Here is a 14878-nt window from a genome sequence, read left to right as displayed (position 1 = left end):
AGTACGGACATGAAAGACACGATCCGCCTTGATCCCGACGACAATGTCGTCACCGCCACCCGCGCCTTGAAGGCGGGCAGCGCGGTCGAGGGCCTGGCCACCACCGGGCTGATCCCCTCGGGCCACAAGATCGCCACCCGCGCCATGGCGGCGGGCGAGCAGGTGCGCAAATACGCCCAGATGATCGGCGTCGCCTCCGGCGACATTGCCCCGGGCGATCATGTTCACACCCATAATTGCGACTTCGTTCCAACCGCGCAGAATTACGAGTTCGGCACGGATCAGCGGCCCGTGACCCCCGCGACCGGCGACACGTTCATGGGCTACCGGCGTGACAACGGCAGCGTCGGGACGCGCAACTATATCGCCATCGTCACTTCCGTGAACTGCTCGGCCACCGCGGCGCGGCGTATCGCGGATCACTTCACGCCGGAGCGGCTGGCGGACTACCCAAATGTCGACGGCGTTTGCGCTTTCGTGCATTGCACCGGATGCGGCATGGCCGACAGTGGCGACGGGTTCGAGGCGCTGCAGCGGGTGATGTGGGGCTACGCGCGCCATCCCAACCACGCGGGCGTGCTGATGGTGGGGCTGGGCTGCGAGATGAACCAGATCGACTGGCTGCTGGAGGCGTATGGCTTGAAGCAGTCCGACACCTTTCAGGTGATGAATATCCAAGGGGTCGCGGGGCTGGCGAAGACCATCGAGATGGGCATCAAAAAGGTCGAAGCGATGCTGCCGATTGCCAATCAGGCGCGGCGCACAGAATGCCCGGCGTCGGAGCTGAAGGTGGCTTTGCAATGCGGCGGCTCGGATGCGTGGTCGGGGGTCACGGCGAACCCGGCCCTGGGCTACGCCTGCGATCTGTTGGCCGCGCAGGGCGGCACGGGCGTGCTGGCCGAGACGCCGGAAATCTACGGCGCGGAGCATCTGCTGACCCGCCGCGCGGTCTCGCCCGAGGTGGGCCAGCGGCTGATCGGGCTGATCGAGTGGTGGAAGGATTACACCGAGCGCAACCGCGGCTCGATGGACAACAACCCGTCGCCCGGCAACAAGAAGGGCGGGCTGACGACGATCCTTGAAAAGTCGCTGGGCGCAGCGGCCAAGGGCGGCACCTCGCCTTTGACCGGGGTCTACAAATACGCCGAGCCCGTGACCGCGAAAGGCTTCACCTTCATGGACAGCCCCGGCTACGACCCTGCCAGCGTCACAGGCCAGATCGCGGGCGGCTGTCAGGTGGTGGTGTTCACGACCGGGCGGGGCTCGGCCTTCGGGTCCAAACCCGCGCCGACGATCAAGGTCTCGACCAACACCGAGATGTACAACCGCATGACCGACGACATGGATATCAACGCGGGCGACATGCTGACGGGCGGCGTGTCGCTGGAAGAGAAGGGGCGCGAGATTTACCGGATGATCCTGGCGGTGGCCTCCGGCGAGGCGTCGAAATCCGAGGCGCAGGGGTTAGGTGACTATGAATTCGTGCCGTGGCAGATCGGGGCCGTGATGTGAGGCTGGTGATCGCGGGGATAGGTCTGATCGGCGCGCGGCATCTGGCCCATGCGCTGGAGATGCCGGGGATCGAGGTGGTTGCCGTGGTGGACCCGAGCCTGTCGCAGGATCATGTGCCACATTTTGCAACGATCGAGGACGTGGATCTGGCGGCGGATGGGGTTCTGATCGCCACGCCCTCGCATCTTCATGCCGATCATGCGGAGGCCGCGGCGGCGCGCGGCTGGCATATGCTGATCGAGAAGCCCGTGGCCCATTCGCTGGAGGCCGCGGACCGGATCATCCGCGCGGCGGATCGCGCGGGCGTGCGGACCTTGGTGGGTCATCATCGTCGCCATCATGCAGCCGTGGCGCGGCTGAAGGACTTGCTCGACGCAGGCGTTGTGGGCGCGCCGGTGCTGGCCTCGATGATCTGGGCGATGAAGAAGCCCGATCCGTATTTCGAGGTGCCGTGGCGCGCGGGACCCGACGGCTCGCCGGTGATGATCAACCTCGTGCATGAGGTGGACCTGCTGCGGCATCTGTTTGGCGAGGTGGTCGAGGTGGCGGGCTTTGGCTCGAACGCGCAGCGGGGCGCAGCGCGGGTCGAAAGCGGTGCGGCGATCCTGGGCTTTGCGGGGGGCGTGTCGGCAACGGTGAGTTTTGCGGACACCTGCGCCTCGCCCTTCGGGTTCGAGGCGGGCACCGGGGAGAACCCCAACATCGCCACGACGGGCGAGGATTACCTGCGCATCTGCGGCACCGAGGGCGCGATTGCCTTTCCGTCGCTCACCGTCTGGTCGGGGGCGGCGGACTGGTCGCAACAGCCCGGGGTGCGGCGCGAGAGCTTTACGCCCAACATCCCGCTCGTGGCGCAGTTGGCGCATTTCGCCGATGTCTGCGCGGGGGCTGCACCGCTGGTCAGCGCCGAGGACGGGCGCAAGTCGCTTGAAGCGACTTTGGCGCTTGAGGCAGCCGTTGCCCCAAGGAGGGTTGCCGCGTGAGCTTGATTGCAGGGCTAATCGGGGCGCACATTTCGCGGACGCGGCTGCCCGCGGCGCTGCAGATCCTGTGCGACGAGCATGGGATGGGGTTGGAGTTCTACCTGATCGACACGGCGGAGAAATCCGAGTTCGATTTCGATGCCACGGTCCACGGGCTGCGCAATCGCGGCTGGACCGGGGTGACGGTGACCCATCCCTTCAAGACCAACGCCGCGCGCTATGCCGAGGACGGGATGCACCCGGAGGTGGAGCATCTGGGCGCGTGCAACACGCTGGTCTTTGGCGAATATGTGACGGGGTTCAACACGGATTATACCGGGTTTCTGGCGGCGATGGAGCCGGTGGACGAGATCGGGTCGGTGGTCATGGCGGGTGCGGGGGGCGTGGCGCGCGCGCTTGGGGCGGCGCTGGTCAAACGCGGCGCGCGCGATATCGCGATCTATGATACGGACCGCGTGCGGGCGGAGGACCTCGCTTTCAGCCTCGGCCCACCCGCCCGCGCCATCCCGTCTGACGCCTTGGCCGAGGCGATGCGCCTCGCCGATGGCTTGGTGAACGCGACGCCATTGGGCATGGCGGAATATCCCGGCGCGGCGTTCGATCTGTCGCTGCTCGACCGGCAGGGATGGGCGTTTGATGCGGTCTACACGCCGACGGATACGGCCTTTCTGCAGGCCGCCAGCGCGGCGGGCCTGCAGATCTTCACCGGCTTCGATCTGTTCCGCCACATGGCGATCCGCAGCTTCGCCGCTTATACCGGGCTGGAGGTGGAGCCCGAAGACTTCCTGCCGCTTCTGGAGGATTTGCGACCATGACCCTTGAGGTGCTGACCCCCGACCAGAAATCGCAATACCGCGAGCAGGGCCATCTGGTTCTGCCCGGGCGCATCCCGGCAGATATCCTCGCCAAGCTGCACGCCGAGGTCGCCAAGTACCACGAGCAGGCGCGCGGGCTGACCGAAAGCACCGACGAGATTGATCTGGAGGACACCCACAGCCCCGACGCCCCCCGGTTGCGGCGCATCAAGCTGCCCCACACCCACAATGCGGTGATGCGGGAGCTGATGTATTCCGACCATATCCTTGCGCCTGCGCGCGATCTGATCGGGCCGGATTTGCGGCTGCATACCTCGAAGCTGAACATGAAATCCGCGGGCTTTGGCGCGGCGGTGGAGTGGCATCAGGACTTCGCCTTCTACCCCCACAGCAATGATGACGTTCTGGCGATCGCCGTACTGCTCGATGATATGGAGATGGAGAATGGCCCGCTGATGGTCTTCCCCGGCTCGCATCTGGAGCCTATTCACGACCACCATGTGGACGGGGTTTTCGCAGGCGCGATGGACCTTGCCGCTTGCGGGTTTGATATGGCCGACGCGGTGCCGCTGACCGGGCCTGCGGGCAGCATTTCGATCCATCACGGGCGGATCGTGCATGGCTCGGCCCTGAACCGCTCGGACCGGGACCGGCGCTTGCTGTTCTACGAGATGATGGCCGCCGATGCTTTCCCGCTGATGGGCTCGATGACGCGCTGGAACGGGATCGAGGAGTATAACGAACGGATGCTTTGCGGCGCGCCCACGCTGGAGCCTCGGGTCGAGAGCCTTGGCGCGCGCATCCCGGCACCGCTGCCGACGGATAATTTCACCATCTATGAGATCCAGAAGAAGCTGCGCGCCCGCAGCTTCGAGGTGGCCGAGTGAGCGTTGCCGTCATCGGTCGCGGCCTGTGGGGGTCGGCGGCGGCCCGGCATCTGGCAAAGGCTGGTGTGGATGTGACGCTGATCGGTCCGGGGGAGCCCGCGGCCAAGCGCAGCCATACCGGCGTCTTCGCATCCCATTGGGACGAGGGGCGGATCACGCGCAAGAACGCGCTTGATCCTTATTGGGTGGGCGTCTCCACCGCCGCGATTGATCGCTATGCGGAGATCGAGGCGGAGAGCGGCATCGCCTTCTACACCGAGACCGGCGCGATGATGGCGGGCGGGGCAGCGTTCATGGCGCGGATGGAGCAGGGCCGGGCAGAATATGACGTGCCCTGCGAGCAGCTGGGCCCGGAGGCGCTGGCGCAGCGGTTCCCCTATTTCAGCCTTGGCGATTTCACCGGGTATTACGAGCCGACGCGGGCGGGCCATATCAGCCCGCGCCGCTTGGTGGCGGCGCAGACAAAGGCCGCGACGCGCCATGGCGCGAAGCTGCTGGAGCGGCAAGTCACGGGGCTCGAGCCGCGCGGCGCGATGGTCGAGGTGGCCACCACCGACGGTACCCACCGTTTTGATCAGGTGCTGATCGCCTGCGGCTACAACTCCGACAACGTGCTGGGCCGCGCGCCACAGATGGATGTCTATGCCCGCACGGTCGCGCTGTTCGAGGTGTCAGAGCAGGAGGCCGCGCGCCTCGCCACGATGCCGACGCTGGTCTACGACACGCCAGAGGACCCCTACCTGCTGCCGCCGATCCGGTATCCGGACGGCAAGATCTACCTCAAACTCGGCGGGGACCCGGAAGATGCCCCACTGGTGGGGGGCGATGCGATCCGGGACTGGTTCCAGGGCGGCGGCAATGCCGAGGTACGCGGCCACCTGCACAAGATGGTGCTTGAGGTGATGCCCGACCTCGACATACGCGGGGTGACGATGGATGCCTGCGTGACGACCTGGACCAAGGACCGCCTGCCGGAGATCGGCTGGGTCGCGGATCGCATCGCGATCTGCGCGGGCGGCAACGGGGCCGGGGCGAAGTGCAGTGACGAGATCGGCCGCCTGGGCGCGGCATTGGTAAAGACAAGACTTGGAGTGAGCGCATGACGAAAGTGGGATTTATCGGCCTTGGCCTGATGGGCGGCGCGATGGTGTCGCGGTTGCAGGACAAAGGGCACGAGCTGGTCGTGCTGGGCAATCGCGACCGCACCGCGCTGGACCGCGCGATCGGGCGCGGGGCGGTCGAGGCGGACAGTGCGCGCGCCGTTGCCGAGACCTGCGATGTTGTGATGCTGTGCATGGGCACCTCCGATCAGGTCGAAGGTCGGATGCGTGGGGCCGACGGTGTGATCGCGGGGCTGCGGCCCGGCGCGGTTGTGCTGGATTTCGGCACGTCGCTGCCCGCCTCGACGCGCGCGCTGGGGGGCGAGGTGGCTGCCGCGGGCGGACAGTACCTCGACGCGCCACTGGGCCGCACGCCGTCCCACGCCCTTGATGGTGCGCTCAACATCATGTGCGCGGGGGACGAGGCGGCGTTCGCCAAGGTCAAGCCGCTGCTTGATGATCTGGGCGAGAATGTCTTCCACCTGGGCGCGCTGGGCTCGGGCCATACGATCAAGCTAATCAACAACTTCTTCGGCATGACGGTGGCCAACGCGATGGCCGAGGCGTTTGCGATGGCCGACGTGCAAGGTGTCTCGCGCGCGCAGCTCTACGAGGTGATGAGCGCGGGGCCGCTCCATTCCGGCATGATGGATTTCGTCAAGGCCTACGGGGTCGATGGGGACCCGACCCAGCTGGCCTTCGCGATCAAGAACGCGGCCAAGGACGTGGGCTACTACGCGCAGATGGCGAGCGATGCGGGCGCGACCAGCGTCATGTCGCGCTCGGCGCTCGAAGGTCTGACCGGCGCGCGGGATTCCGGCCATGGTGACGAGATGGTGGGCCAGATGGTGGACTACTACGCCAAGTTGATGACGCCCTAGTGTCGCGCGTCGCCGTTCACGCGCTCGAGGACCGGGCGTCGCTCGGGATCGCGATGATGCTGGCGGCGTGGCTGTGCTTTTCCTTCATCGACACCTCGGTGAAGTGGCTGGTATTGGCGGGGCTGCCTGCGCTGCAGCTGGCCTTCATGCGCTACTTTTTGCACTTCTTCATTTCGACTGCGCTGGTGGCACGGGGCGGGCTGGATCTGGAGCGGTTCAAGACCGAGCGTCCGGTCCTGGTGCTGCTGCGCGCCTACCTTCTGGCGGCCTCGACCGCGCTGAATTTCATCGCGCTGTTGTACCTGCCACTGACGGTGACGGCGTCGATTATGTTCACCTCGCCCATCTTGGTGTGTCTTTTGGGATGGCCCCTGCTGGGCGAGCGGGTCGGCCCGTGGCGCATGGCGGGCATCGCGGTGGGCTTCGTCGGCGTGCTGGTGGTGATGCGGCCGTTCGGGTCGGAGTTCCACTGGGCGATGCTGCTGTCGCTGCACAATGCGGTGGCGCTGGCGCTCTATTCGATCCTGACGCGCAAGCTGTCGGGCGTGGTCGCGGTCGAGACGATGCAATTCTACATGGGCGCTTTCGGAACCTTCGCGCTGCTGCCTTTTGCGATCTGGAGCTGGACCAACCCGGCCAACCTGACGGACTGGCTGATCATGATCGCGTTGGGTTTTTGGGGCTGGGCGGGGCATGAGGTGCTGACCCGCGCGCACCGTTTCGCGCCCGCGAACACGCTGATGCCTTACACCTATTCCTTCCTGATCTTCCTGACGCTCTGGAGCTACGCGATCTGGGGCCACATCCCCGATGCGATGACGCTGCTGGGGGCCGCGATTATCATCGGCTCTGGCCTGTTGATCTGGGCGCGCACCCGCGCGGCGGAGCACCGCACGCAGGGTTAACGCGCTGTTAGCGGCTCCGGGGTAAAACGCCGCCTGAGCTCAAATCAGTGGTTACGACTGGATCCTGCACATGCGGGGCATCCGATCTGATCGCGCGATGAAGCGGCCGGGGCGCGAGCCCGGGTCCACAGGATGCGGGGGTAAAACCCTGTGCCAGCGACACGCCACGTCTTGGCGGCGCCGCCATCCCTGACCTGATCCCAGATCGAGACCTCAGCCCATGTTTCGACCGCATTTCATGCGGGGCCGGGGCCTTCTGGCGTTGACCCGTGTCCCCGCTTGCCGCAACTGTAGCTGCGGGGGGATTTGCGGATGAAACGCGCGGCATTGATCGGGGTTGGCATGGTGGCGGACACGCACCGCCTTGCGCTGGCGGCATCGGAAACGGTCGAACTGACGACGATCTGCGCACGACGGCCCGAACGCGCGACCGAATACGCGTCGGCCCACGGGCTGAGCGCCGCGACCCTGCCAGAGATCGCCGCCGACCCGGAGATCGACTTCGTCATCCTCGCCACGCCACCCAACGCCCGGACCGAGATCGTCACGGCGCTTGTGCAGGCGCGCAAACCGATCCTGATGGAAAAACCGATCGAGCGTAGCCTCGCTGCCGCGCGTGCCATCGTCGCGCAATGCGAAGGGGCGTCCGTGCCGCTTGGGCTGGTCTTCCAGCACCGCTTCCGTGATGTGTCAGAACGATTGACGGCGCTGGTCGCCGACGGCGCTTTGGGCGAGATCGGCCATGTCGAGATCACCGTGCCCTGGTGGCGCGGGCAGGAATATTACGACCAACCGGGCCGCGGCACGATTGCGCAGGATGGTGGCGGTGTTCTGATCACTCAGGCGATCCATACGCTCGATCTGGCCCTGTCGGTCACGGGGCCGGTGACGCAGGTGCAGGCCATGGCGCGCACGTCAAAGCTCCACGAAATGGAGGCGGAAGATGTCGTGGCTGCGGGGCTCGACTTTGCCTCCGGCGCGGTCGGCACGCTGACAGCGTCGACCGCAAGCTTTCCGGGCGGCGCGGAAAGCATCACGCTGCACGGCACCAAGGGCTCGGCCCAGTTGGCGCGGGCACAGCTCGACATCCACTGGCGCGATGGCGGGCGGGAGACCCACGGCGCCCTGGCCTCGACCGGGGGCGGGGCCAACCCGATGGCCTTCACCCATGCCTGGCATCAGGGCGTGATCGAGGATTTCGCCGCAAGTCTGGACGAAGACCGCCCGCCGCGGCTCACAGGCCGCGAGGCTCTCAAGGTGCACGCGTTGATCGAGGCGCTGATGGAAAGCTCGCTCGAGGGGCGCCGGATGAAAGTGCCACATGTCTAGGCTGAAAATCGGCGTCTTGGGGATCGACCACCGCCACGCCTACGGGATGCTCGGAAATATGCTGGATCAGGACGCGGAGTGCGTTGGCTGGTGGACCCACGGCACGCCCGAGACGCTGGCGGGTTTCGAGAAACGCTTCCCCGACGCGCCGCGCCTGCCGTCGGTCGAGGCGGTGCTGGACGCACAGCCCGATCTGGTGATCATTTCCGCGATCCCGTCGGACCGGGCGTCGCTGGCGATCCGCGCGATGGAGGCGGGGGCGGACGTGATGTCCGACAAGCCCGGCTGCACCACGATGGCGCAGCTCGACGCGATCAAGACTTGCGTGGCCGCTACGGGGCGCATCTGGTCGGTGGATTTCTCGGAACGGTTCGAGGTGCCTTGCGTGACCCGCGCGGCAGAGCTGGTCGCCGAAGGCGCAGTGGGCCGGGTGATCCAGACTGTGGGTCTGGGCCCGCACCGGCTGAACCGCGCGACGCGGCCCGACTGGTTCTTTGACCCTTCACGAAATGGCGGCATCCTGACGGATATAGCCTCGCACCAGATCGACCAGTTCCTGTTCTTCACCGGCGCGACCGATGCCGAGATTACGCTGGCCAGCGCGCGAGCCATGCATCACGACTTCCAGGATTTCGGCGAGATCGCCCTGCGCGCGCCAGAGGATCAGGGCGGCGGCCACGGCTATATCCGCGTCGACTGGTTCACCCCCGATGCGTTGCCCACATGGGGCGACGGACGGCTGACGATCCTTGGCACCGAGGGCACGATTGAGCTGCGCAAATACGTTGATATCGGCGCAGGTGGATCGGACACCCTGACGTTGGTCAACGGCACGCGCTGCGAGAAGATCGATGCCTCGGACGCGGGCCTGCCCTATTTCGCGCGGCTGGCGGCGGATATCCGCGACCGGACCGAGACGGCGATGCCGCAGGCCCATGCGTTCAAGGTGATGGAACTGGCGTTGCGGGCGCAGGCGATGGCGGATGCGGGTGCTTAAGGTCGCCATCATCGGCGCAGGGATCGGGCGGGAACATCTGGCGGCCTACCGCCGCTTGCCCGAGGCCTTCGACGTTGCGCTGATCTGCGATCTCGACCGGGCGCGGGCCGAAGAGATCGCGGGGAATGTGCCGGTGGTCACGCAGTTGGGCGACGCCTTGGCCTCGGACGTCGACCTCATCGACATCTGCCTGCCGCCGCACCTGCATGTCGCGACCGCGATCGCGGCGTTGGAGGCGGGCAAACACGTGATCTGCGAGAAGCCGCTGGCGACCTCGCTGGCGGATGTGGACCGGCTGGAGGATGTGTCCCGCGCGACCGGCTGCACCGTCTTCCCGGTCTTCCAGTACCGTTTCGGCGTCGGCGTCGCGCAGGTGTTGCACCTGATCGAGACCGGGCTGGCCGGTCGGGCCTTTGCCGCGTCGGTCGAGACCCATTGGCGGCGGGATGCAGAGTATTACGCGCCCGATTGGCGGGGCTCTTGGGCGGGGGAGCAGGGGGGCGTGATCCTGGGCCACGCGATCCATGTCCATGATTTGGTCTGCCTGCTGATGGGGCCGGTGGCGCGGGTGACGGCCATGCTCGACACCCGCGTGAACGCGATCGAGACCGAGGATTGCGCGGCGATCACATTCCAGATGGAAAGCGGCGCGTTGGTGACGTCGTCGGCCACGTTGGGCGCGGCGGACAACACGTCCCGGTTGCGGCTGGTGTTCGAAGGGTTCACGGCCGAAAGCGGGCTTGCGCCCTACGCGCCGGCCTCCGCCGCGTGGACGATCACGCCAAGGGCGCGCAGCGCGGCAGAGATCGACGCGGCGCTGGCAGAGGTCACCGCGCCGCCCTTGGGCTTTACCGGTTTTCTGGCGGCGATTGCGTCGGGCAGTGGGGCGGTGACGCTGGCCGAGGGCCGCGCGTCAGTTGAGTTGGTGACGGCGCTTTACGCCTCCGCCCGGGCGGGCGGAGCGCCAGAATCGCTGCCTTTGCCAAAAGATCACGCGCTTTATGGTGGGTGGCGGCCTTAATCCGAGCCAAGCCCTTGACCCGGCGGCAATCGGCTTTCTATGGTGGAAGCATGTTTTGCGCGCGTCAAGTTTGACCTCGTGTGCGGGAAGTTTGCGGAAAGTTCAGGTCAAACGCCGAGACAGGCCAGCACCATGGACGAGAGCAAGATCAGAAATATGGAGGAGTTCGCCGCCAAGTGCGGGGTCTCGCGTCCAACGGTCTCCAAGTATTTCAACGATCCGTCCAGCGTGCGCCGCTCCACCCGCGCGCGCATCGAGGAGGCGCTAGAGCGCTACGACTACCGTCCCAACATCTACGCGGTGAACCAGAACCGACGGCTGACCAAGAATATCGGCATCGTGGTGCCGTATCTGGCCGACCCGTTCTTTGCCGAGATCGTTCGTGTGATCGAACGGCGCTGTATGGATGCGGGCTTCTCGCCGTCGATCTTCGGGGCCCATGGCGAGCCGGAGCAGGAGGTCGCCATCCTCGACAATCTGCGCGCGATGAAGCCTGCAGGCGTGCTGTTCGCACCCTTGGGCCGCCTGTCGGACAAGGGTGCGATTGAGCGCTTCTGCCGCGACGTGCCAACGGTCCTGTTTGACAGTAATATCAACGGGATGGGCGAGGCTTTCGTGGGCTCGGACAATTACAGCTTTGTCTCGCAGACGGTGGAATATCTCAGCCGATCCGGCACCCCGCCGTGCTTTTTCGAGATGAAATTCCCAGCCAACCCGAACGCCAACAAGCGCCGCCACGCCTATCTGGAGATGATGCAGCGGCTCGGTCTGAGCGCGCAGGTGATCCAGATCGAGGGCATCGGCTGGGAATTCGAGGAGATCGGCTACAACGGCGCCCTGAGGCTGCTGGATGAGGACACGCTGGCCACCGACACGGTGCTGTGCAGCAATGACCGTCTGGCCATCGGGTTCCTGTCGGCCTGCTTCGAGCGCGGGGTGAAGGTCGGGCGCGGACCGGACTGCACGCTCCGCGTGGCGTCCCACGACGATCATCCGTTTGCGCGGTTCACCTGCCCGCCACTGACCACGGCAGCTCATGATTACGCCGCGGTGTCGGACCATGCGGTGGAGACTTTGTTCAAGCTGATCGAGAGCGGAGGGCGGTTCGAGCGCCGCGACGAGATTCGCTTTCCAGCGCGGCTGATCATGCGCGAGTCGGCCTGATCAACGTCTTCGCTGCGCTGCAAAATTTACGCGCGTAAAATTTAGGTTGACGCCGCGTCGTGATTCTTACTAGGCTTGTATTCAGCATCTGATGCACCAAGGGAGGACTACAATGTCTATCAAAACGCCACTATTTTTGGCGAGCGCGCTCGCTATTGCCGCAGGCACTTCCGCCTGGGCAGACGGCCACGCCACCACGCTGACCATCGCAACCGTGAACAACGGCGACATGATCCGCATGCAGGGCCTGACCGACGACTTCACCGAGAAAACCGGCCACAAGGTCGAGTGGGTGACCCTCGAAGAGAACGTGCTGCGTCAGCGCGTCACCACCGATATCACCACCAAAGGCGGTGCTTTCGACATCATGACCATTGGCATGTACGAGACCCCGATCTGGGGTGCCAATGGCTGGCTCGTTCCGCTGGACGACCTGTCGGCAGAGTACAACGTCGACGACCTGCTGCCCGCCATGCGCGCAGGCCTGAGCTACGAAGGTACGCTCTATGCGGCCCCGTTCTACGGCGAAAGCTCAATGATCATGTACCGCACCGACCTGATGGAAAAGGCTGGCATGGAAATGCCGGACGCCCCGACCTGGCAGTTCATCCGCGAAGCGGCTGCGGCCATGACTGACCGCGACAACGAGATCAACGGCATCTGCCTGCGCGGCAAGGCCGGCTGGGGTGAGGGCGGCGCCTTCATCACCGTGACCGCAAACTCGTTTGGCGCACGCTGGTTCGACGAAGACTGGAACGCCCAGTTCGACCAGCCCGAGTGGAAAGAGGCTCTCGAGTTTTACGTCGGCATGATGGAAGAATCGGGCCCTCCGGGCTACGCGACCAACGGCTTCAACGAGAACCTGTCACTGTTCCAGCAGGGCAAGTGCGGCATGTGGATCGACGCAACCGTGGCCGCAAGCTTCGTGACCAACCCCAACGACTCGACTGTGGCTGACAAGGTCGGCTTTGCGCTGGCGCCGAACAGCGAAGGCGTTGAGAAGAAGTCGAACTGGCTGTGGGCCTGGGCGCTCGGCATCCCTGCCGGTACCCAGAAAGAGGCTGCCGCCAAGGAGTTCATCGAATGGGCGACCTCCACCGACTATATCGAGTTGGTTGCCGCGAACGAAGGCTGGGCCAACGTGCCTCCGGGCGCGCGTACGTCGCTCTATGAGAACGACAACTACAAGGACGTGCCCTTCGCCAAGATGACGCTGGACTCGATCCTGGCGGCTGATCCGACGGACCCGACCGTCAAGCCGGTGCCCTATGTCGGCATCCAGTTTGTCGCCATCCCCGAGTTCGCAGGTATCGCCACCGAAGTGAGCCAGGAGTTCTCGGCCGCCTATGCCGGTCAGCAGAGCATCGACGAGGCACTGGCCAAGGCGCAAGCCCTGACCAACGACGCAATGGAAGCCGCTGGCTACCGCTAAGCGCACCAGATACCGGGGGGCGCCCTTGCGCCGCCCCCCGGACCCTTGACGACCCCCGCACGATCTTCGCATTTTCGAACCACTTATCCGGCGGAGCCCTATGGCCCGCCCCCGGAGGAGCTTTGTCATGGCGACCCAGCACTCACGATCTGCAGCGCGGCTCATGATGGCCCCGGCGGTGATCCTGCTTTTGGGCTGGATGCTGGTGCCCCTCACGATGACCCTGTGGTTCTCGTTCCGCAAGTACCTGCCGCTGCGTGGCGGCGACCAGGGTTGGGTGGGATTTGAGAACTACGTCCGCTTCGTCTCGTCCTCGTCCTTCTGGCCCTCTGTGCAGACCACGCTCATCATCGTGGGCGGCGTGCTGCTGATCACGGTGGTCTTCGGCGTGCTTCTGGCGCTGCTGCTCGACCAGCCCATGTGGGGCCAGGGCATCGTGCGCATCCTGGTGATCGCGCCCTTCTTCGTCATGCCGACCGTGTCGGCGCTGGTGTGGAAGAACATGTTCATGGATCCCAACAACGGCCTGTTCGCCCACCTGTGGAAGTTCTTCGGGGCGACGCCGGTGGAATGGCTCAGCCAAGCCTCGCTGCCCTCGATCGTGATGATCGTCAGCTGGCAGTGGCTGCCCTTCGCGACGCTCATCCTGCTGACCGCGGTGCAGTCGCTCGACAGCGAGCAGCTGGAGGCCGCCGAGATGGATGGCGCCAAACCAGTGCAGCGTTTCGGCTTCATCATTCTGCCGCACCTGGCCCGGGCCATCACCATTGTGGTGCTGATCCAGACCATCTTCCTGCTGTCGATCTTCGCCGAAATCTTCGTCACCACCGGCGGCGCCTTCGGCACACGGACCCTGACCTACCTGATCTTCCAGCGTGTGCTGGAGAGCCAAAACATTGGCCTCGGATCGGCCGGGGGTATTTACGCCGTCATTCTCGCCAACATCATTGCCATCTTCCTGATGCGCATTGTCGGCAAGAACCTGGACGCCTGAGGAGGGACCCGAGACATGGCTCGTGCTGTCACCAACAACCGCAAGATCATCAACACGGTGGCCTCCTGGTCCATCGGCCTGCTGATCTTCTTCCCGATCCTCTGGACGATCCTGACCAGCTTCAAGACCGAAGCGCAGGCCATCGCCGATCCGCCGATCTTCCTGTTCTTCGACTGGACGCTGGAGAACTACGCGGTGGTCCAGGAGCGGTCCAACTACGGGCGCTTCCTGTGGAACTCGATCTTCATCGCCGGCGGCTCGACGCTGCTGGGCATCCTGATCGCGGTCCCTGCGGCCTGGTCGATGGCCTTCGTGCCCTCGCGCCGGACCAAGGACATCCTGCTGTGGATGCTGTCGACCAAGATGCTTCCTGCGGTGGGCGTGCTTTACCCGATCTACCTGCTGTTCATCCAGTTCGGCCTGCTCGACTCGATCCTCGGCCTGACCATCGTGCTGATGCTGATCAACCTGCCGATCATCGTCTGGATGCTCTACACCTACTTCCGCGAGATCCCGGGCGAGATCCTTGAGGCCGCGCGGATGGACGGGGCGTCGCTGAAGTCCGAGATCCTCTATGTACTGACGCCGATGGCGGTGCCGGGGATCGCCTCGACGATCCTGCTGAACTTCATCCTGGCGTGGAACGAGGCGTTCTGGACGCTCAACCTGACCGCCGCGAAGGCCGCACCGCTGACCGCGTTCATCGCCAGCTACTCCAGCCCCGAGGGCCTGTTCTACGCCAAGCTCTCCGCGGCCTCGACCATGGCCATCGCGCCAATCCTCATCCTTGGCTGGTTCAGCCAAAAGCAACTCGTCCGGGGCCTGACCTTCGGCGCCGTGAAATAGGGAACGTAACTC

14 protein-coding genes are annotated in these 14878 nt (G+C 65.2%); all 14 read left to right on the top strand.

Annotation, left to right across the window (positions count from 1 at the left end; genetic code table 11):
- The first annotated feature begins 9 nt into the window (after nt 1-9).
- The 14 genes from C8N43_RS15000 to C8N43_RS14935 all read left to right on the top strand — a co-directional run bounded on the left by C8N43_RS15000 (nt 10) and on the right by C8N43_RS14935 (nt 14866).
- Nucleotides 10-1512 carry a UxaA family hydrolase gene (locus C8N43_RS15000; RefSeq protein WP_107846577.1) on the top strand — a complete coding sequence of 501 codons (1503 nt, stop codon included), beginning with the start codon at nt 10-12 and terminating at the stop codon, nt 1510-1512.
- A complete protein-coding gene (locus C8N43_RS14995; RefSeq protein ID WP_245913049.1) occupies nt 1509-2495 on the top strand; it encodes a Gfo/Idh/MocA family protein in 987 nt (328 codons plus the stop codon). The genes C8N43_RS15000 and C8N43_RS14995 overlap by 4 nt, the downstream gene beginning before the upstream one ends.
- Nucleotides 2492-3310, top strand: coding sequence for a shikimate dehydrogenase family protein (locus C8N43_RS14990; protein ID WP_107846576.1), 819 nt, complete (start codon nt 2492-2494; stop codon nt 3308-3310). The genes C8N43_RS14995 and C8N43_RS14990 overlap by 4 nt, the downstream gene beginning before the upstream one ends.
- A complete protein-coding gene (locus C8N43_RS14985) occupies nt 3307-4197 on the top strand; it encodes a phytanoyl-CoA dioxygenase family protein (RefSeq protein ID WP_107846575.1) in 891 nt (296 codons plus the stop codon). The genes C8N43_RS14990 and C8N43_RS14985 overlap by 4 nt, the downstream gene beginning before the upstream one ends.
- Nucleotides 4194-5300, top strand: coding sequence for an NAD(P)/FAD-dependent oxidoreductase (locus C8N43_RS14980; RefSeq protein ID WP_107846574.1), 1107 nt, complete (start codon nt 4194-4196; stop codon nt 5298-5300). Before C8N43_RS14985 ends, C8N43_RS14980 begins: the two co-directional genes overlap by 4 nt.
- Nucleotides 5297-6178: an NAD(P)-dependent oxidoreductase gene (locus tag C8N43_RS14975; RefSeq protein ID WP_107846573.1), complete on the top strand. Its 882-nt coding sequence runs from the start codon at nt 5297-5299 to the stop codon at nt 6176-6178. The genes C8N43_RS14980 and C8N43_RS14975 overlap by 4 nt, the downstream gene beginning before the upstream one ends.
- Nucleotides 6178-7083, top strand: coding sequence for a DMT family transporter (locus C8N43_RS14970; RefSeq protein WP_245913047.1), 906 nt, complete (start codon nt 6178-6180; stop codon nt 7081-7083). Before C8N43_RS14975 ends, C8N43_RS14970 begins: the two co-directional genes overlap by 1 nt.
- Nucleotides 7084-7395: 312 nt before the next feature.
- A complete protein-coding gene (locus tag C8N43_RS14965; RefSeq protein WP_107846572.1) occupies nt 7396-8412 on the top strand; it encodes a Gfo/Idh/MocA family protein in 1017 nt (338 codons plus the stop codon).
- A complete protein-coding gene (locus C8N43_RS14960) occupies nt 8405-9409 on the top strand; it encodes a Gfo/Idh/MocA family protein (protein ID WP_107846571.1) in 1005 nt (334 codons plus the stop codon). Before C8N43_RS14965 ends, C8N43_RS14960 begins: the two co-directional genes overlap by 8 nt.
- On the top strand, nt 9396-10430 hold the full coding sequence (locus C8N43_RS14955) for a Gfo/Idh/MocA family protein (protein ID WP_245913046.1): 1035 nt from the start codon (nt 9396-9398) through the stop codon (nt 10428-10430). Before C8N43_RS14960 ends, C8N43_RS14955 begins: the two co-directional genes overlap by 14 nt.
- Before the next feature lie 132 nt (nt 10431-10562).
- Nucleotides 10563-11594 (top strand): LacI family DNA-binding transcriptional regulator, encoded by a 1032-nt coding sequence (locus C8N43_RS14950; protein ID WP_107846570.1) that lies wholly within the window; start codon nt 10563-10565, stop codon nt 11592-11594.
- A gap of 112 nt (nt 11595-11706) precedes the next feature.
- Nucleotides 11707-13026 (top strand): ABC transporter substrate-binding protein, encoded by a 1320-nt coding sequence (locus tag C8N43_RS14945; protein WP_107846569.1) that lies wholly within the window; start codon nt 11707-11709, stop codon nt 13024-13026.
- Between the two features lie 127 nt (nt 13027-13153).
- Nucleotides 13154-14020, top strand: coding sequence for a carbohydrate ABC transporter permease (locus C8N43_RS14940; protein WP_107846568.1), 867 nt, complete (start codon nt 13154-13156; stop codon nt 14018-14020).
- A gap of 15 nt (nt 14021-14035) precedes the next feature.
- Entirely contained in the window at nt 14036-14866 is an 831-nt protein-coding gene (locus tag C8N43_RS14935) for a carbohydrate ABC transporter permease (RefSeq protein WP_107846567.1), read from the top strand.
- Nucleotides 14867-14878 lie beyond the last annotated feature (12 nt).

It is taken from the genome of Litoreibacter ponti, assembly GCF_003054285.1.
Lineage (GTDB): Bacteria > Pseudomonadota > Alphaproteobacteria > Rhodobacterales > Rhodobacteraceae > Litoreibacter > Litoreibacter ponti.
This window is presented reverse-complemented; position numbering and strand designations above follow the sequence as displayed.

What these genes read in the sequence shown, in the direction of transcription:
- C8N43_RS15000 (WP_107846577.1), top strand. Translation starts at nt 10, where the DNA reads ATGAAAGACACGATCCGCCTTGATCCCGACGACAATGTCGTCACCGCC.
- C8N43_RS14935 (WP_107846567.1), top strand. Translation starts at nt 14,036, where the DNA reads ATGGCTCGTGCTGTCACCAACAACCGCAAGATCATCAACACGGTGGCC.
- C8N43_RS14965 (WP_107846572.1), top strand. Translation starts at nt 7,396, where the DNA reads ATGAAACGCGCGGCATTGATCGGGGTTGGCATGGTGGCGGACACGCAC.
- C8N43_RS14955 (WP_245913046.1), top strand. Translation starts at nt 9,396, where the DNA reads ATGCGGGTGCTTAAGGTCGCCATCATCGGCGCAGGGATCGGGCGGGAA.
- C8N43_RS14940 (WP_107846568.1), top strand. Translation starts at nt 13,154, where the DNA reads ATGGCGACCCAGCACTCACGATCTGCAGCGCGGCTCATGATGGCCCCG.
- C8N43_RS14985 (WP_107846575.1), top strand. Translation starts at nt 3,307, where the DNA reads ATGACCCTTGAGGTGCTGACCCCCGACCAGAAATCGCAATACCGCGAG.
- C8N43_RS14945 (WP_107846569.1), top strand. Translation starts at nt 11,707, where the DNA reads ATGTCTATCAAAACGCCACTATTTTTGGCGAGCGCGCTCGCTATTGCC.
- C8N43_RS14950 (WP_107846570.1), top strand. Translation starts at nt 10,563, where the DNA reads ATGGACGAGAGCAAGATCAGAAATATGGAGGAGTTCGCCGCCAAGTGC.
- C8N43_RS14975 (WP_107846573.1), top strand. Translation starts at nt 5,297, where the DNA reads ATGACGAAAGTGGGATTTATCGGCCTTGGCCTGATGGGCGGCGCGATG.
- C8N43_RS14960 (WP_107846571.1), top strand. Translation starts at nt 8,405, where the DNA reads ATGTCTAGGCTGAAAATCGGCGTCTTGGGGATCGACCACCGCCACGCC.